Genomic DNA, 17314 nt, shown 5'->3' with positions numbered 1-17314 from the left:
TGCAAGCCTGGGCCTGCACCTGCGTAACTGTTAGTACAGGAGGCCGGGCTGGCCTACAATTCCAGTTAGAAAAACACTCTGTTGCGCCCATCACACCGGCGGGGCTGAGTGGGGCCAATGTTGTCCCTCCCATACGCACGATCAGGAGGAAGGACGTCTCCAATGACCCAAACTCTTCACAGCCCCAGCTGGTCCGATCCGGACCCGACCTCGGCTGCCGAGTCACCCTTCAGCCGGTTCGCGGCGATTCCGGCCGCTGCCGGTCTCTACAACCCGGAGAACGAGAAGGACGCCTGCGGCCTGGCCATTATCGCCACGCTCCGCGGCGAGCCTGGCTATGACATCGTCGACGCCGCCCTGACCGCCCTGCGCAACCTTGAGCACCGCGGTGCCGTGGGCGCCGATGAAGGTACCGGTGACGGCGCCGGCCTCCTCATGCAGGTGCCGGACGAATTCTTCCGCGCGGTCACGGACTTCGAACTTCCGGCCCCCGGCCAGTACATCGTGGGAACCGCGTTCCTGCCCGCCGAGCAGCGCGAATCCGACGCCGCCCGCTCCGGCATCGAGGGCCTCGCCGCGGACGAGGGCCTGACCGTCCTGGGCTGGCGCGACGTCCCGATCGTGGCCGACCTGGTCGGGGCCATGGCCCGGGCCTGCATGCCGCACTTCTCGCAGCCCTTCTTCGCCTCCAGCGCCGGCGAAACCCTCGAGCGCAACGAGCTCGATTCCCGCGCCTGGCGGATCCGCAAGCGCGCCCAGAACAAGTTCGGCGTGTACTTCCCGTCGCTGTCCTCCCGGACCATCGTCTACAAGGGCATGCTCACCACCGCGCAGCTGGAGCCGTTCTACCCGGACCTTTCGGACAAGCGCTTCAAGACCAAGCTCGCGATCGTCCACTCGCGCTTCTCCACCAACACCTTCCCGTCCTGGCCCCTGGCCCAGCCGTTCCGCACCATCGCGCACAACGGCGAGATCAACACGGTCAAGGGCAACCGGAACTGGATGCGGGCACGCCAATCGCAGCTCTCCAGCCCGCTGCTGGGGGACTCACCCGAAGAGCTGTTCCCGATTTGCACCCCGGGCGCCTCGGACTCGGCCTCGTTCGATGAAGTTGCGGAACTGCTCTGGCTCTCCGGCCGGCCCATCACGCACTCGATCATGATGATGATCCCGGAGGCGTGGGAAAATCACGCCACCATGGATCCGGCGCGCCGCGCCTTCTACGAGTACCACTCGATGCTCATGGAGCCGTGGGACGGCCCGGCGGCTGTCTCCTTCACGGACGGCAACCTGGTCGGCGCCACGCTGGACCGCAACGGGCTGCGCCCGGGCCGGTACTGGATCACCGAGGAAGGCCTCATCATCTTCGCCTCGGAGGTCGGCGTGATCGACGTCGAACCCTCCAAGGTGGTCAAGAAGGGACGCGTCTCGCCCGGCAAGATGTTCCTGGTGGACACTGAGGCAGGCCGGATCATCGACGACGCCGAGGTCAAGGCCGAGGTCGCCGCCGCGAACCCCTGGGCCGAGTGGGTCAAGGACAACCTGATCGACCTCAACCACCTGCCCGAACGCGAGCACGTGGTCCACACTGCCGCCTCGGTCAACATCCGCCAGCGGACCTTTGGTTACACCACCGAGGAACTGAAAATCCTGCTGGGCCCGATGGCCCGCACTGGCGCCGAGCCGCTCGGTGCCATGGGCTCCGACACTCCGGTGGCCGTGCTGTCCAAGCGGCCGCGGCTGCTCTTCGATTACTTCGTGCAGTCCTTCGCGCAGGTCACCAATCCGCCGCTGGATGCCATCCGTGAAGAGCTTGTCACGTCCCTGATGTGCGCGATCGGCCCGAACGGCAACCTGCTGGACACCAATCAGGTCCGGCAGCCGCAGGTCTCGCTGCCGTTTCCCGTGATCAACAACGACCAGCTCGCCAAGATCGCGAACATCGAGAGCGCCGACGGCGGCAAGGTCGCCATGAAGGTCCGCGGACTGTACCGCCCGGAAGGCGGCGAGAACGCCCTCCGCGCCCGGCTCACCGAAATCTGCGAGCAGGTCTCCGGAGCGATCAACCGCGGCGTCCAGTACGTGGTGCTCTCGGACCGCGACTCCAACGCCCAGTGGGCCCCGATCCCGTCCCTGCTGCTCGTCAGCGCCGTGCACCACCACCTGCTGCGCAGCGCCAACCGCACCAAGACCGCCCTCGTGGTGGAGGCCGGCGACGTCCGCGAGACGCACCACGTCGCCGTACTCATCGGCTACGGCGCCTCCGCCGTGAACCCGTACCTGGCCATGGAATCCGTGGAGCAGCTCATCGCCTCCGGCGACGTCGTCGGGGTCACGCCGCAGGACGGCGTCTACAACCTGATCAAGGGCCTCGGCAAGGGCGTCCTGAAGATCATGTCCAAGATGGGCATCTCCACCGTGGCCTCCTACACGGGCGCCCAGACTTTTGAAGCCCTGGGCCTCGGCCAGGACCTGGTGGACGAGTACTTCTCCGGCACGCATTCCCAGCTCGGCGGCGTCGGCCTCGAAGTCATTGCCGCCGAAGTCCTGGCCCGCCACCGCATGGCCTACCCCGAGAACGGCATCGAACTGCCGCACCAGCCCCTGCTCGGCGGCGGCGAATACCAGTGGCGCCGCGACGGCGAGCCCCACCTGTTCAACCCCGAGACCGTGTTCCGGCTCCAGCACGCCACCCGTGAACGCCGCTACGACATCTTCAAGGCCTACACCCGCGGCGTCGACGACCAGTCCGAGAACCTCATGACCCTGCGCGGGCTGCTGAAGTTCAAGGCCGGCTCGCGTCCCGCGGTGCCGCTTGAGGAAGTGGAACCGGTTTCCAGCATCGTCAAGCGGTTCTCCACCGGCGCCATGAGCTATGGCTCCATCTCCAAGGAAGCCCACGAGACCCTCGCGATCGCCATGAACCGGCTGGGCGGCAAGTCCAACACCGGTGAAGGCGGCGAGGACGTGGACCGCCTGCTCGATCCCACCCGCCGTTCCGCGGTCAAGCAGATCGCCTCCGGCCGCTTCGGCGTCACCAGCCTGTACCTGTCCAACGCGGACGACATCCAGATCAAGATGGCGCAGGGTGCCAAGCCCGGCGAAGGCGGCCAGCTGATGGCGCAGAAGGTCTACCCCTGGGTGGCCCGCACGCGGCACTCCACCCCCGGCGTCGGCCTCATTTCGCCGCCCCCGCACCACGACATCTACTCGATCGAGGACCTCGCGCAGCTGATCTACGACGCCAAGCGCGCCAACCCCTCGGCCCGGGTGCACGTCAAGCTCGTCTCCGAAGTCGGGATCGGCACCGTGGCGGCCGGCGTCACCAAGGCGAAGGCCGACGTCGTGCTGGTTTCCGGCCACGACGGCGGTACCGGCGCCTCGCCGCTGAACTCGCTCAAGCACGCCGGTGTCCCGTGGGAACTCGGCCTCGCAGAGACCCAGCAGACGCTCATGCTCAACGGCCTGCGCGACCGTGTGGTGGTGCAGGTCGATGGCCAGCTCAAGACCGGCCGCGACGTCGTGATTGCCGCGCTGCTTGGCGGCGAGGAATTTGGTTTTGCCACCGCTCCGCTGGTGGTCTCCGGCTGCATCATGATGCGGGTCTGCCACCTGGACACCTGCCCGGTGGGCGTCGCGACCCAGAACCCCGAGCTGCGCTCCAGGTTCAACGGCAAGCCCGAGTTCGTGGTGAACTTCTTCGAATTCCTTGCCGAGGAAGTCCGCGAAATCCTCGCGGAACTGGGTTTCCGCAGCATCGAGGAGGCGATCGGCCATGCCGAGATGCTCGACTCCCGCGACGCGATCAACCACTGGAAGGCCGAAGGGCTGGACCTGGATCCGATCCTGCACGGCCTCGAGTTCGACAACGATGCGCCGCTGCGCAACCTCACCGGCCAGAACCACGAACTCGACAAGCACTTCGACCAGCGCCTGATCGCCATGGCAGCCGAAGCGCTCAGTGACCGCACACCGGTGAAGATCTCCGTGAACGTCATCAACACGGACCGCTCCGTCGGCACCATGCTCGGCCACGTGGTCACGAAGACCTTCAGCACCGACGTTCTGGCCACGGACACCATTGACATCACGCTCAGTGGCACCGCGGGCCAGTCACTCGGGGCGTTCTTGCCGGCCGGCATCACGTTGCGCATGTTCGGCGACTCGAACGACTACGTCGGCAAGGGACTGTCCGGCGGCCGCATCATTGTCCGGCCGGACCGCACCAACGTGTTCCCGGCCGAGCGGAACGTGATCGCCGGGAATGTGATCGGCTACGGCGCCACGAGCGGTGAAATGTTCCTGCGCGGCCAGGTGGGCGAACGCTTCCTGGTCCGCAACTCGGGCGCCACCGCGGTGGCCGAAGGCATCGGCGACCACGGCTGCGAGTACATGACCGGCGGCCAGACGCTCATCATCGGCCGCACCGGCCGCAACTTCGGTGCCGGCATGTCCGGTGGCACGGCCTATGTGCTGGACCTGCAGACCGAACGCGTCAACAAGCAGGCCCTCGAGTCCGGCGAGCTGCAGTTGCTCGAGCTCGACGCCGAGGACCGCGACATCGTCCACGGGCTGCTCGTCAAGCACCTCGAGGAAACCGAGTCGCTGCTCGGGGCCCGGCTGCTCGAGAACTTCGATGACACCGCAGCCCGCATAACCAAGGTGCTGCCGCGCGACTACGCGGCCGTCCTGCAAACCCGTCTTGACGCCATCGAAGAGGGCCTGGACCCCGACGGCGAAGAAGTTTGGTCTCGAATCCTGGAGGTGACCGGTGGCTGATCCACGCGGATTTCTGAAAGTACGTCAGCGCGAAACCCAGCCCCGCCGTCCCGTTCCGGTCCGCATCATGGACTGGAAAGAGGTCTACGAGGCCCAGGAAAAGGGTGTCCTGAAAAGCCAGGCGGGCCGCTGCATGGATTGCGGCATCCCGTTCTGCCACCAGGGCTGCCCGCTGGGCAACCTCATTCCGGAATGGAACGACCTCATCTGGCGGGACAAGGGCGAGGAAGCGATGGAGCGGCTGCACGCCACCAACAACTTCCCCGAGTTCACGGGCCGGCTGTGCCCGGCCCCTTGCGAGGCGTCCTGCGTGCTGGGCATCAACCAGCCCGCGGTGACCATCAAGCAGGTTGAGGTGTCCATCGTGGACCAGGCGTTCGAGAACGGCTGGGTCAACCCCCTGCCGCCGGCGCGACTGACCGGCAAGACGGTCGCCGTCGTCGGTTCCGGCCCCGCCGGGCTCGCCGTCGCCCAGCAGCTGACCCGGGTGGGCCACACCGTGGCTGTTTACGAGCGCGACGACAAGATTGGCGGGCTCCTGCGCTACGGGATCCCCGACTTCAAGATGGAAAAAGAGCAGGTGGACCGCCGGCTCGAGCAGATGAAGGCCGAGGGCACCCGGTTCCGCACCGGCGTGGCCGTCGGCACCGACGTGACGTGGGAGCAGCTGCGCCGCCGGTACGACGCCGTCGTGATCGCCACCGGCGCCACCGTCCCGCGTGACCTGCCGATTCCGGGCCGCGAGCTCGAGGGCGTCCACTTCGCCATGGACTACCTCGTGCCGGCCAACCGGGTGGTGGCGGGGGAGACCGTGGAGAACCAGATTAACGCCGCGGGCAAGCACGTCGTCATCCTCGGCGGCGGCGACACCGGCGCCGACTGCCTCGGCACGGCACACCGGCACCAGGCCGCATCCGTGACCACCCTCGCGATCGGCAAGCAGCCGCCCGTCGAGCGTGCAGGCCACCAGCCGTGGCCGACGTTCCCCACCTTGTTCGAGGTCGCCAGCGCGCACGAGGAAGGCGGCGAACGCACCTATCTCGCCTCCACCGTGGAGTTCGTCGGGGAAAACGGCAAAGTCACCGGCGTCAAGGTGGCGGAGACGGAATTCGTCGACGGCAAGCGCCTCCCGAAGGCCGGCACCGAGCGGATCATCCCCGCGGACCTCGTCCTGCTGTCCCTGGGCTTCACCGGCCCCGAGCCGGCCGGGATCACCGCCCAGGTCCAGGCCGACTTCGACGGCCGCGGCAACGTGGCCCGGGACGGTTACTACATGACCAACACCGAGGGCATCTTCGTCGCCGGCGACGCCGGCCGAGGCCAGTCACTGATCGTCTGGGCCATCGCCGAAGGGCGCGCCTGCGCGGCCGCGGTGGACAAGTTCCTGATGGGCAGCACCATCCTGCCGGCACCCGTGGCGCCGACCGACCGTGCGATGGCTGTTCTGTAGTCCAACAGCTCGAGTCCAGCCAGCTCGCCCAGGATTCATCCTCGCTTCAACTTCATCCATGCAACAGACCACTAGGGTAGGTATATGAGACGCGCTAAAATCGTGGCCACTTTCGGACCGGCAATCGCAAGCTTTGACAACACGCTTGCAGTGCTGGAAGCCGGCGTCGACGTGGCCCGCATGAACATGAGCCACGGCGATTATTCCGTGCACGACACCACTTACGAGAACGTCCGCAAGGCAGCGGCACAGCTCGGCAAGGCCGTGGCCATCATGGCCGACCTGCAGGGGCCGAAGATCCGCCTGGGACGCTTCGTCGACGGACCGCACCTCTTGGAGGTCGGTGACACGTTCACGATCACCACCGAGGACGTTCCCGGCACCAAGGACATCTGCTCCACGACGCTCAAGTCCCTCACCGAGGACGTCAACCCGGGCGATGCCCTGCTCATCGACGACGGCAAGGTCGCCCTCCGCGCGATCGACGTCGACTCCGTCAAGGTGGTCGCCCAGGTGATCGTCGGCGGCTGGGTCTCGAACAACAAGGGCATCAACCTGCCCGGCGTGGCCGTCAACGTGCCGGCGCTGAGCGAAAAGGACGAGGACGATCTTCGCTGGGCCATGCGCCGCGGTGTGGACATGGTTGCCCTGTCCTTCGTCCGCGACGCTTCGGACATCGTCCGCGTGCACGAGATCATGGACGAAGAAGGCCGCCGCGTGCCGGTGATCGCCAAGATCGAGAAGCCGCAGGCCGTGGAGCAGCTGCACGAGATCATCGACGCCTTCGACGCCATCATGGTGGCCCGTGGCGACCTCGGTGTGGAACTTCCCCTCGAGGAAGTGCCGATCGTGCAGAAACGCGCCATCGAACTGGCACGCCGTTGGGCCAAGCCCGTCATCGTGGCCACCCAGGTCCTCGAGTCCATGATCGAGAACCCGCGCCCCACGCGCGCCGAGGCCTCCGACTGCGCCAACGCCGTGCTGGACGGTGCCGACGCGGTCATGCTCTCCGGCGAGACCAGCGTGGGCAAGTACCCGATCGAGACGGTCAAGACCATGGCCCGGATCATCGAGTCCACCGAAGAGCACGGCCTGGAGCGCGTTCCCCCGCTGGGCACCAAGCCCAAGACCCGCGGCGGTGCCATCACCCGGGCCGCCGTCGAGATCGCCGACCAGCTGGAAGCGAAGTACATCTGTACCTTCACCCAGTCCGGTGACTCGGCACGCCGCCTCTCGCGTTTGCGCCCCATCAAGCCGGTCTTCGCCTTCACCCCGGTGGAGCACGTCTGGAACCAGCTCGCGCTGACGTGGGGCATCCAGCCGGTCCTGGTCCCGATGGTGGGCCACACCGACGAGATGACGGCCCAGGTTGACCGCAGCCTGCTGGAGTTGGACGTCGTCGAGGACGGCGACCTGGTGGTCATCGCCGCCGGTTCGCCTCCTGGAAAGGCCGGTTCGACGAACCTGCTGAAGGTCCACAAGGTGGGCGACCTCGCGGACTTCGGCGGCCAGGGCGAAGCAGCCGTGGCCAAGGACAAGCTCGGCCCGTGGCCGGAAAAGAAGAAGAAGAACCGGGCCCAGGCCTAGTTCTGAACGCTTGAACGCAAAAGGGAGGATCCCCGCCGGTTGGCGGGGATCCTCCTTTTTTGGTGCTTTGTGGCTTGCCGCTTGTTGCTGCGGGCCCGGGGTGCGGCTAGTTGACCTGGTTGATGATGGTTTCGGCGACCTCGCGCATGCTGAGGCGGCGGTCCATCGAGGTCTTCTGGATCCAGCGGAAGGCTTCCGGCTCCGTCAGGCCCATCTTGGTGGTCAGGAGGCTCTTGGCGCGCTCCACGAGCTTGCGGGTGGCGAACTGCTCCTGCAGGTCGGTGACCTCGCTCTCGAGGGCCTTGATTTCCTCGTGGCGGGACAGCGCGATCTCCAAAGCCGGGATTAGGTCCGCCGGGGTGAACGGCTTGACTACGTACGCCATGGCGCCGGCGTCGCGGGCGCGCTCCACGAGTTCCTTCTGGCTGAAGGCCGTCAGCAGCACCACGGGGGCGATCCGAGCCTTGACGATCTTCTCAGCGGCCGAGATGCCGTCCATGACGGGCATCTTGACGTCCATCAGGACCAGGTCGGGCTTCAGCTCCTCGGCAAGCTGCACGGCCTTCTCGCCGTTGTCCGCCTCGCCGACGACGTCGTAGCCTTCACCGCGCAGGATCTCGATAATGTCCAGGCGAATGAGGGTCTCATCCTCGGCGACAATAACACGGCGCGCCGGCTGGGAAGTGGGGGATGACTCCGTCTGTTCTGACACGGGAACTCCTTGGAAAGGTACGGCGGGGACTACACCATCATAGGTTTTGTCCGCCATGTACTTGGACCGGTTTGGTTCGATGCGGCGTCACTGGCGCGATTCTGGAATTCAGCCTATCTGCATGTAGAGTAATTTCGCGCACTGGAAGCGATCGCGTTGCTCACAGCACTGTGGCAGGCTGATTGTTACACCGGTGTACTCCGCGCCCGAGTGGCGGAATTGGCAGACGCGCCGCACTCAAAATGCGGTATCGAAAGGTGTGTGGGTTCGAGTCCCACCTCGGGCACGTGTTTTTCCTGTTCAGGGGCTTGTGGGCCTCTGAGTGTGTACAAAGTGTTCACATGAGCACCCCTTCGGGGGCCTTTTTTGGTGGCAGTTACTGTTGCCGACTACTACCTCCTTCCTGAAGTGCGGCGGCCGGGTTCGGGGCTAGTTACTCTTCATGGTTTTCTCAGGCCTCCACGACATAAACGTTGTGGATTTGGAGCGAGATGTCCAGTGGTACCGGGTACGTGGCTGGGTCGTCATGTCCATTCATTGCCTGTATGTTGGATGACTACATGACGGAATGGTGAGACGCCGAGGTGGTCTCAGTGGAGGGGCGGTGTCAGGTCCGCGTGCCGGGCGCGAGCACGCGACCCGAGGCCCCTCCGCAAGCCGATAAGAACCCTTTCGTCAGCCTGAGCTGGGGGAGAGGCGCTGTAGGGGTGGGTCTTCCGACGAAGAACTATCCGATGACCCCGACTTCTTCGTCCCCGTACATGTATCCCATATAAGCGATTGGTGCCCTAACTTCCTGTCCTACCTTGCATTGCCTCCTGGCTGGCGGTTCCTGCTCGCCCCGGACACGAGGACGTCTGGTTCGACTCCTCGATAGTTCACCCCTGAAAAACGGTCGGGTCGCCTTAGCTAATTTGGCTGGCCGAGCGTTGAGATTAGGACTCAGCCGGATAAGTGCAGTTCCCGCCTGAATCCGGCGAATCGCATCTGGTGCGAATTCGACGGACTTCGATACCGCCGCCCCGCCGATAACCGGCCACTCCCGCGATTCCGTATGGTTTCGGGTAGAAGCGGTGCGCTCCAGCGTAACTGGACGCAACGGAGGCAGGGAGATTAAGGCTCGCCCGGCTGAGCTTCAGTTGGCTGCTGAGCGTTCTCTGTAGGCCCGTACGTTGGCGCGGTTTCCGCAGAGCTTTACGTCGTGCCAGACACCGCTGTTGTTGTTGGAGCGGTCGTAGAAGACGACGTCACACGTCTCGCTCTTGCATGACTTCATGCGCCGCAGGACGCCTTCGAGCTGGCCTTGGTGGCAGATGAGCAGCAGCGCCGTTTCGAAGTACTTCCAGCCCTCCCCGTCGGGCCGGAGCTCGAGACCTCGAGTGGAAACTGTCATCAGGGGACGATAGGTGGGGTTGTCCCGGCCGGGTCCGCTGGCGGGTTCAGAGTAGGAGTGACCAAAGAGGCCTTCGAACAGCTGGTCCCTGAAGGCCACCAGAGCTTCCCTGTCATTTTCGGTCAACCTTGGCAGGATTTTGGCCCAGCCCAGTTCGTCGATGGAGCTCCATTGTTCAAGCACCTGGTCGGCCCATTCCTGCGCGGATTCCAAGGTGGCGAGCAGGTCAGGGGGAGCTAAGGTTCCCTCCGTGATGGTGTTGAGGAAGTCCTGAACGAGACCGAGGTTTCCGGGCGCGACAGACAGCCCGTATCGGGTTGTAGCGGGCCAAGCCATGTAGCGTCCGGATCCTTTGGGCATGTTGAGCAGTTCTCCTTAGTCTACTTGTCCTGCATTAGGTGCTTGGTGAACCATTGCAGGGCTGCACCGGAGGTCGCTTCGAATTCCCCGAGGTAGGCGTCAAAGTGTCCTCCGGGGAAGACCAGCAGCTCTTTGGGTGGGAGTGCGCGCTGGTAGGCCTCCAGTGCCAGGTCAGTGGGGGTCACGCGGTCGTTGTCCCCGACGATCATCAGAAGAGGCGTCGGTGAGACGCGTCCGATGAAAATCCCAGGCTCATATGCACGTGCCGCCCTTGTTGAACGTACGGTGACGTTGTTCTCCCAGAGCCCGTCGGGGATGGGTTGCAGGTAGAACGATACGGCTTCCGGATCGGTGTAGCTTGCCGGGACGGTCCCGTCAGAGACCAAGGCAATACGGTGCGGTTCCTCACCCGCGAGCTGTGCCTGGTCATCGGCCGCGAACGAGGCCTCCAATGCTGCCAGTTTTTCCGGGGTCACCCGCCGGAGTCCTTGCTGATACCCACTGATGGTAGGCACCTGCGAGACGACTGCCTTTAGCCGGGGTTCGGTGGCGCCGAGGACGAGTGCATGGCCTCCCGAGTAGCTCGAGCCCCACAGGCCGATCCGTTCCTGATCGACTTCCGGCCGTGATTGGAGGTAAGTGATGGCCCTGCGCCAATCTTCGATCTGCTGCCAGGGATTGATGTCCTGACGGGGTGTTCCCCCGCTTTCTCCGAATCCCCGGTGATCGTGGAAGAGCACCACGAAACCGGCGCTGGCAAAGGCTTCAGCATAAGGCAGGGCGCCCTGTTCCTTGACCCCTCCGTACCCCATGGAAAGTGTCAGTGCCGGATGCGGGCCATCACCTGACGTGGGAATGTAAAGGTTGCCCCGGAGCTCAACGTTGCCGTCGGCACGAAAGCCGACCCGTTCGATCGTGTACTTATCCTGGATTTTAGTCATTTGCGCGGAAGTGTCCTGATTCTAGTTTGCCTTGAGTGCGGCGGTTCATTTCACCGGAGAACTCCAGGATGGCTGCGAGGGGGCGGTGGCTGATTGAGATGTGCTGGATGAGTCCTTCCTCGTTCCGAGTGAGTACCGTCACGCCGGAGAATTGGACTCCGGAGGCGCCTGTGGCTTCCCATTCCACGTAGGTCCGGGGACCGTTGGTGGCTTTATGGGTGAACCGAACTTCTTTGTAGTAGTTGCTGGCCGTCGACATCACGGTGTGTACGTCGGAGCGGCCTTTGACAGGGACCAGAAGGGCCGCTGCCTCAAGCGCAACGTCATCCGCGAACGCTCCTCCGAAGGCTTCCTCGGATTTGGCTGCGAATGCGCCGGTCCAGCTTTCCTCGGCGACTTCGTTTGTTTTGATGCTGTTTGTCGGGTTCATTGTCTGTGATGCCTTTTTCTTAGGTGCGTTGCGTGGCTGATTCCTAGGCCTTCACCCGGTCAAAGGAGCGGGCGAAGTCTCCCACGATCCGCGTAACCTCTTCGGGCTTCTCGAGGTGTGGGAAGTGTCCGGCGTCGGCGATGCCGACCAACCGGGCGTTTGCGAAGCGTGGAAGCACACCAGCGTCGATGACCTCTTCGGTGACGAAAGGATCCCCAACACCTCGTACGATGAGGGTGGGGCCGGCATAAGCTGAGGAAGTGGCCCCGGCGGTATCGCCGTTGTTCCAGGCATCGAACACCTCAGCGACCACGGCGGGGCGAACTGCAATTCCGGAGGCAAGCAAGGTTTCAAGAGCACGCGGGGTGAGGGAGACCGAGACGCCAAGTCGTCCCTGCCGTTGCGCGTCGGCGTCGCCTCCCAGGGAGCGGAAGGAGTTGGCCGCGTCCCCTGCGAGGTGGACGCCCGCGAGGGGGACCGGCGTAAGCAACACCAGTCCTGCCACCCTTCCGGGGCGGGCGGCGGCTGCGAGTTCGCTCAGTTGGGCCCCCATGCTTTGCCCCACGAGGACCACCGGATTGTCGGAGCGGTCGATCTCGGCGATCACCGACTCGGCAAGTCGATGGAGCGTGAAGGGTCCTTCATCGTTCAAGTGCGCGCCGGAACCGGGCAGGTCAAGGGCAACCGCTTCGAAGTCTTCTCCGAGGAGGGACCGAACGTCGTCCCAGGCGGTCCGGTCATCGAGGAATCCGTGAACGAGGACGACCTTGGCCCGCGGCGCTTGGTTCTGGTCATTGGACATGCGTAGTGACTCCTTTGTCATCAGGTGTGCAGTTATTGGGTTGGGAAAAGCGTCCAGGAAAGTGCTTGAAACCGGTTCTAAAGCGTGCGGCTCAAAAGTCCTACTGCGCCATACCAAACGGGCCCCGGATTCATGCGGAAGGGGTGACGGCGCATGATGGTGTTGTAGTACTCCTCCGGGCTGGATGCCGTCGCGAGAAGGTGCTGCGCGTCCTTGAGGTAGGCGCGCGTTTCTTCGATGCTGGCGGGGTCATCCGATGCGCCGGGGGCCTTATGTCCCGCGACGACGAACTTGGGCTTCAGCGCTGCAATGGTGTCAAGCGCCGCGAGCCAGGAGGCGAATCCTTCTTCGGATGATTCGAGCACATACTGGTGAACCCCGTTGTAGACCGAATCGCCTGCTACGACGAGCTCCAGCGACGGAACCCACAGGGCTGTTGTGTCGTCGGTGTCGGTGTGCCCGAGCTCGATCGGAACCAGCCGGTTCCCCTCAATTTCGAAGCCGTCAGCGGGAACCGCCTCGGCGATCAGGGGTGACGGCGGGACGAGCCCCGGGAAGACTGCATCCCAGAGCTTCTCGCGACCGACGGTCGCTTCGTGCTCCATGCGGCCGAGGGTGCCCGGTGTTGCGTACACTGTCACGCCGGGGAAGCTGGAAAGCAGCTCTCCAACGCCCAACCAGTGATCGCCGTGAGCGTGGGTGATGTAGACGTACCGAAGTGTCTTACCCGAGTCCTGAATCCAGTTCCGTACGCGCTCGATCTGCCCGAAGGTATAGGGGACGTCAACCAGTACGGCGTCATTTTCTCCGGAAATCAATGTGATCGACAAGGGTGAGGAGACTATCGCCTCGCCGCTGGGAAGCCTTTGGTCTCCGGCACGCGGAGTGCCGTCGAGCACCAAAACTTCATAGGACAGAGTCGTCATGTGTTGTTGTTCCGTTCCGTATCAGGGCACTAACTCGATGTTGTAATAATCACACAGGCTATGCCTATTACACAAGGCTTTGGGTTCGATTCCTTCGCATTGATATGTGCCTGTCTAGCTGCGGTACCAATCGGCGATTTTGCGGATAGTCTCGTCTGCTACTGCGGAACGTCCGGCCGACATTGGAAAGATGTGCTGCTGCCCATGGGCAACGGAAAGGGTGACGTCCACACCGGCTGACTTAGCTACGTCGTTCAGCCTGGTGGCATTGTCAAGGAGCATTTCGTCTGATCCAGCGGTGATGTACAGCTTGGGGAAGCCGTCGAAATCGGCGTGCAGCGGATTCGCCAACGGGTTTTTCGGGTCCACCGTCTCGCCGAGGACTCCTGCAACCATGCCTTGCAGCAGTGGGAGCGAGAACAGGGCATCAGTTGCATCGTTGGTAATGATAGTTTCACCGCTGTTCTCCATATCCAGCCACGGAGAGAAAACGATGACGCGGCCGGGAAGCGGGAGTCCTTTGTCCCGAAGGGCCAACGAGGTTGCGATCGCCAGGTTCCCGCCGGCTGAATCTCCGATGGACGTGATGTCATCAGACCGGACGCCCCGTTCCAGCAGGGCTTCGTAGACCGCTACGCTATCTTCGAGGCCCGCGGGGTGCGGGTTCTCCGGAGCCAGACGGTAGTCGGGGACAAGGGCAGTCACACCGAGTGCCTTGGCCACGTGGCCTGCCACTTTTCGGTAGCTGGCGGCGGAACCGACCGCAAATCCGCCTCCATGTGTATAGAGCAGGACCCGTGAGGTGTCCGCATCCTTGGGCAGGGCCCAGATGCCCGCCACCGCTCCCACTGCCTCCTCTTTGTAACTAACGTCTTCGGGTTCCTTGGTGGCCTGGTGCAATTCGTCGAAGATGCTGCGCAGTAGTCGGGTTGTCATGCCGGGCGTGGTCGCCATGATTTCCGACCAGTCGGTGTAGAGCTCCTTGAGCAGGTCCCTATCAGGCAGGGTTTGCGGCGATGCCAATTCGCTTGTGGAGATCATCCAAATACTCCTAAATGCTTTTCTGTGTTTACCAGCGTCCTTGCCAGTAATGTGCAGGGTGCGCCTTGGTGGCGCCAAGCTTTTGCGCTGCCCGGTTTGGCCACTGCGGATCACCTAGGGCGGCCCGCGCAATGGAGACCCCGTCAGCTTGACCGGTTACGAGTATCTGTTCGGCCTGGCCCGCTTCGGTGATCTTGCCCACAGCGGTCACAAAGGCATCGTCAGGCAGCGACTGCTTGACGGCCTGGGCCAGTGGAACCTGATAGCCAAACCCGTTCGGGCCGTAATAAGGGCCGATACCAGCACTGGACAGGTCAAAGGCGCGCATGCCATGGGAGTAGAGTTCTTGGGCCAATTTGATGGTGTCCGCGGTACGCCACCCGTCCTCGACCCAGTCTTCACCGGAGAACCTGATGCCCAGCGCCTTGTCGTCCGGCCACACTGCTGCAACGGCCTGCACGATTTCGCGCAGGTAGCGGGTGCGGTTTTCCCAGCTGCCACCATACTGATCGGTGCGTTTGTTCGACAATGGGGAAAGGAACTGGTGGATCAGGTATCCATGGGCGGCGTGGATTTGAATCATGTCAAAGCCTGCTGCATCGGCTCGTTTGGCGGCCTCAGCCCAGGACTGAACGGAAAGGGCAATTTGCTCTTTGGTCATTTCAACGGCTGGTTCCAAACCGTAGATGTCACTGGGTGTGGAAGTGACAGTTGGCCAACCGCCCACGTTTTCCGGGATGCTTCCGACTTTGCCCTCGGTTTCGAGGTCCTTTAGCCAGCCGTAGGTCGAGGCTTTCGCACCAGCGTGGGCCAACTGGATAGCCATAGCCGCACCGTGCGAGTGCACGTAGTCGGTGATGCGCTTCCAGCCGGTAGCCTGTTCGTCGTTCCAGATACCGGCGTCCCTGTCGGAGATCCGACCTTCAGCCGTGACTGCAGCGGCTTCGGTAACGATCAGGGAAAACCCGCCATTCGCCATCGAGCCAAGGTGGACAAGGTGCCAGTCAGTCGGCACACCGTCAGTCTTGTCGACGGCGTACTGGCACATGGGGGCCAAGACGACACGGTTACGCAGTGTCAAGCCGGAGCCGGACCGGGTCGGAATAGTCACAGGCGTGAACAGAGCAGTTGCGTCTGCAGGCATTTGTTGCCACTTCTTATCACCCTCGACGAGTGCTCTGTTCTCCTGGCCTCGACCCTGCAGCTTCGCATGCTCGGCAACCGTTCGGTCAGCGGATATCCCGCTCCTGGTGGTGTCGTTATCCCATTCAGATTCAACAGCTGCGATGTCGTTATCAATCAAAGTCTGCTCAGTCATTTGTTTTGGGCTCCCTTGCACAAAATGGCTTCATCCGCGCCCATAGAAGCGGCGGACGGTTTCTTGACTACTACTACTACTACTTTCCAAAACTCTGAAGATTCATTAGTGACCTTCTCTGGATCAGGGCACTAACTCGATGTTGTAATAATCACATAGGTGATGCCTATTACACAAGTCTTTGAGGACGATTTCCTCCGCCTTGTGAGGACCTGTTCAGGAACGGTCACCCTCAAGGCGTCTCCGGTCGGCGGCCCCTTGCGGGAGAACCGTCCGGAAGAAAACCTGACACAGAGTCCGGTTCTGGCGTTCAGGATGCGCGGTGGAATGCCTTGCCGTTGACCCGTTGTGCGGCGCCCACCCTATCCAGGTAGGGGGTGATGCCTCCGATGTGCATGGGCCAGCCGGCGCCTGTGATCATGCAGAGGTCGATGTCCTCCGCGGTTAGGACCACGTTGTCTTCCAGGATGAGTCCGATTTCCTGAGCGAGCGCGTCCTGCACGCGGACCAGGACGTCCGTGGAGTTGCTTGGGGTCTCCCCGAATGGGCAGCAGGTCCCTTGCGCTTGGTGATCTAGTCGATCAGCCGGATCGGAGCACCTGCCTGGAATGCGGCGATGTCCTCGACCGCGTCCTGGTAGAAGATCTTGTAAAGGTCGCGCGTGACGTATCCGATGTGTCCTGTGAGCAGTGCATTGGGTAGCGACCGTAACTGATGGTCTGCGGGCAGCGGCTCGGTGTCGAAGACGTCGATCGCGGCCGCTCGGATCCGGCCGTGGAGCAAAGTATCAACGAGCGCGACCTCATCGACCACCGGTCCGCGCGAGGTGTTGACCAGGATCGCTGAAGTCTTCATGGCCCCCAGTTCCGCTGCAGTGACTAGCCCACGCGTGCGACCGCTCAGAACCACGTGGATCGTCAGTACGTCGCTCTCCGTGAACAATTGTTCCTTAGTTACTGCTCGGACGCCGTGCTCGGCGGCGGTTTCAGCGGTTAAGTTCTGACTCCATGCGATGGTGTTCATCCCAAAGGCCCGTCCCACCCGTGCCACTTCGGAACCGACGCGGCCCAGACCTAGGATGCCGAGGGTCTTGCCGTACAAGCCGTCACCGACCGATACCTGCCAGCCTCCTTTGCGCATGGACTCCACCTCGTCGGACAGATTTCTTGCGGCAGCGAGGATCAATGCCCATGTGTGCTCGATGGTGGGGTGCGACTCGTACCCCGTCCCGCAAACAGTGATGCCAAGTTTTCGCGCGGCAGCAACGTCGATGACGGAGTTAGCCGGGCCGGTACTCACGAGGAGTCGAAGGTCGGTCAAGCGCTCCAGGACCTCGGCCGCGAATCCTGTCCGTTCCCGCATGGCCACGAGCACATCGAACCCGGCGAGGCTACGGACCGCATCGTCGGCGTCGGCGAACGGCTTGGTGAAGACACGCACTTCAGCGGAAAGCGACCCCCAATCAGCTAGGCCAGTTGCGACATTCTGATAGTCGTCGAGAATCGCGATCTTTATACGCTCAGTCATTTCTGGCGGTCTCCGCTTCCTGCGTAGTTAGCGACATAGGTCCGGGGA

12 protein-coding genes, 1 tRNA gene and 1 pseudogene are annotated in these 17314 nt (G+C 63.2%); 4 read left to right on the top strand and 10 right to left on the bottom strand.

Going from position 1 to position 17314, the window contains the following annotated elements:
• Window positions 1-162 precede the first annotated feature (162 nt).
• From gltB to pyk, 3 genes are all read left to right on the top strand, one after another.
• On the top strand, window positions 163-4779 hold the full coding sequence (gene gltB / locus M2428_RS05520; RefSeq protein WP_277524441.1) for a glutamate synthase large subunit: 4617 nt from the start codon (window positions 163-165) through the stop codon (window positions 4777-4779).
• Window positions 4772-6229 carry a glutamate synthase subunit beta gene (locus tag M2428_RS05515; RefSeq protein WP_277524439.1) on the top strand — a complete coding sequence of 486 codons (1458 nt, stop codon included), beginning with the start codon at window positions 4772-4774 and terminating at the stop codon, window positions 6227-6229. The genes gltB and M2428_RS05515 overlap by 8 nt, the downstream gene beginning before the upstream one ends.
• 84 nt (window positions 6230-6313) lie before the next feature.
• Window positions 6314-7816 (top strand): pyruvate kinase, encoded by a 1503-nt coding sequence (gene pyk / locus M2428_RS05510; RefSeq protein ID WP_277524436.1) that lies wholly within the window; start codon window positions 6314-6316, stop codon window positions 7814-7816.
• A 106-nt stretch (window positions 7817-7922) separates the two neighbouring features.
• Here the strand turns inward: pyk and M2428_RS05505 are convergent, their stop codons facing one another.
• Window positions 7923-8528, bottom strand: coding sequence for a response regulator (locus M2428_RS05505; RefSeq protein WP_223985952.1), 606 nt, complete (start codon window positions 8526-8528; stop codon window positions 7923-7925).
• A 204-nt stretch (window positions 8529-8732) separates the two neighbouring features.
• Here M2428_RS05505 and M2428_RS05500 point away from each other — a divergent pair.
• Window positions 8733-8814 (top strand) — tRNA-Leu (locus M2428_RS05500).
• A gap of 849 nt (window positions 8815-9663) precedes the next feature.
• Here the strand turns inward: M2428_RS05500 and M2428_RS05495 are convergent.
• The 9 genes and pseudogenes from M2428_RS05495 to M2428_RS05455 all read right to left on the bottom strand — a co-directional run bounded on the left by M2428_RS05495 (window position 9664) and on the right by M2428_RS05455 (window position 17266).
• Window positions 9664-10281: a CGNR zinc finger domain-containing protein gene (locus M2428_RS05495; protein ID WP_277524433.1), complete on the bottom strand. Its 618-nt coding sequence runs from the start codon at window positions 10279-10281 to the stop codon at window positions 9664-9666.
• Window positions 10282-10301: 20 nt separating this feature from the next.
• Window positions 10302-11222, bottom strand: coding sequence for an alpha/beta hydrolase (locus M2428_RS05490; RefSeq protein WP_277524431.1), 921 nt, complete (start codon window positions 11220-11222; stop codon window positions 10302-10304).
• The gene (locus tag M2428_RS05485; RefSeq protein ID WP_277524429.1) at window positions 11215-11652 is read right to left on the bottom strand and encodes a nuclear transport factor 2 family protein; all 438 of its coding nucleotides are present in this window, start codon (window positions 11650-11652) and stop codon (window positions 11215-11217) included. Before M2428_RS05485 ends, M2428_RS05490 begins: the two co-directional genes overlap by 8 nt.
• 43 nt (window positions 11653-11695) lie before the next feature.
• Window positions 11696-12454, bottom strand: coding sequence for an alpha/beta hydrolase (locus M2428_RS05480; RefSeq protein WP_277524427.1), 759 nt, complete (start codon window positions 12452-12454; stop codon window positions 11696-11698).
• Window positions 12455-12531: 77 nt separating this feature from the next.
• Window positions 12532-13380 carry an MBL fold metallo-hydrolase gene (locus M2428_RS05475; RefSeq protein WP_277524425.1) on the bottom strand — a complete coding sequence of 283 codons (849 nt, stop codon included), beginning with the start codon at window positions 13378-13380 and terminating at the stop codon, window positions 12532-12534.
• 114 nt (window positions 13381-13494) lie between these two features.
• Window positions 13495-14421 (bottom strand): alpha/beta hydrolase, encoded by a 927-nt coding sequence (locus M2428_RS05470; RefSeq protein ID WP_277524423.1) that lies wholly within the window; start codon window positions 14419-14421, stop codon window positions 13495-13497.
• Between the two features lie 28 nt (window positions 14422-14449).
• Window positions 14450-15739, bottom strand: a complete 1290-nt coding sequence (locus tag M2428_RS05465) for an NADH:flavin oxidoreductase/NADH oxidase (RefSeq protein WP_277524421.1) — start codon at window positions 15737-15739, stop codon at window positions 14450-14452.
• Between the two features lie 310 nt (window positions 15740-16049).
• Window positions 16050-16283 (bottom strand): annotated as a pseudogene (locus tag M2428_RS05460) (3-hydroxyacyl-CoA dehydrogenase); the annotation flags it as partial.
• A 29-nt stretch (window positions 16284-16312) separates the two neighbouring features.
• Window positions 16313-17266 carry a D-2-hydroxyacid dehydrogenase family protein gene (locus tag M2428_RS05455; protein WP_277524420.1) on the bottom strand — a complete coding sequence of 318 codons (954 nt, stop codon included), beginning with the start codon at window positions 17264-17266 and terminating at the stop codon, window positions 16313-16315.
• Between the last annotated feature and the right edge of the window lie 48 nt (window positions 17267-17314).

It is taken from the genome of Arthrobacter sp. ES3-54 (genome assembly GCF_029504395.1).
GTDB lineage: Bacteria > Actinomycetota > Actinomycetes > Actinomycetales > Micrococcaceae > Arthrobacter.
Note: the sequence above shows the minus strand (reverse complement) of the source record. Positions and strands in the feature narration are given on the sequence as shown.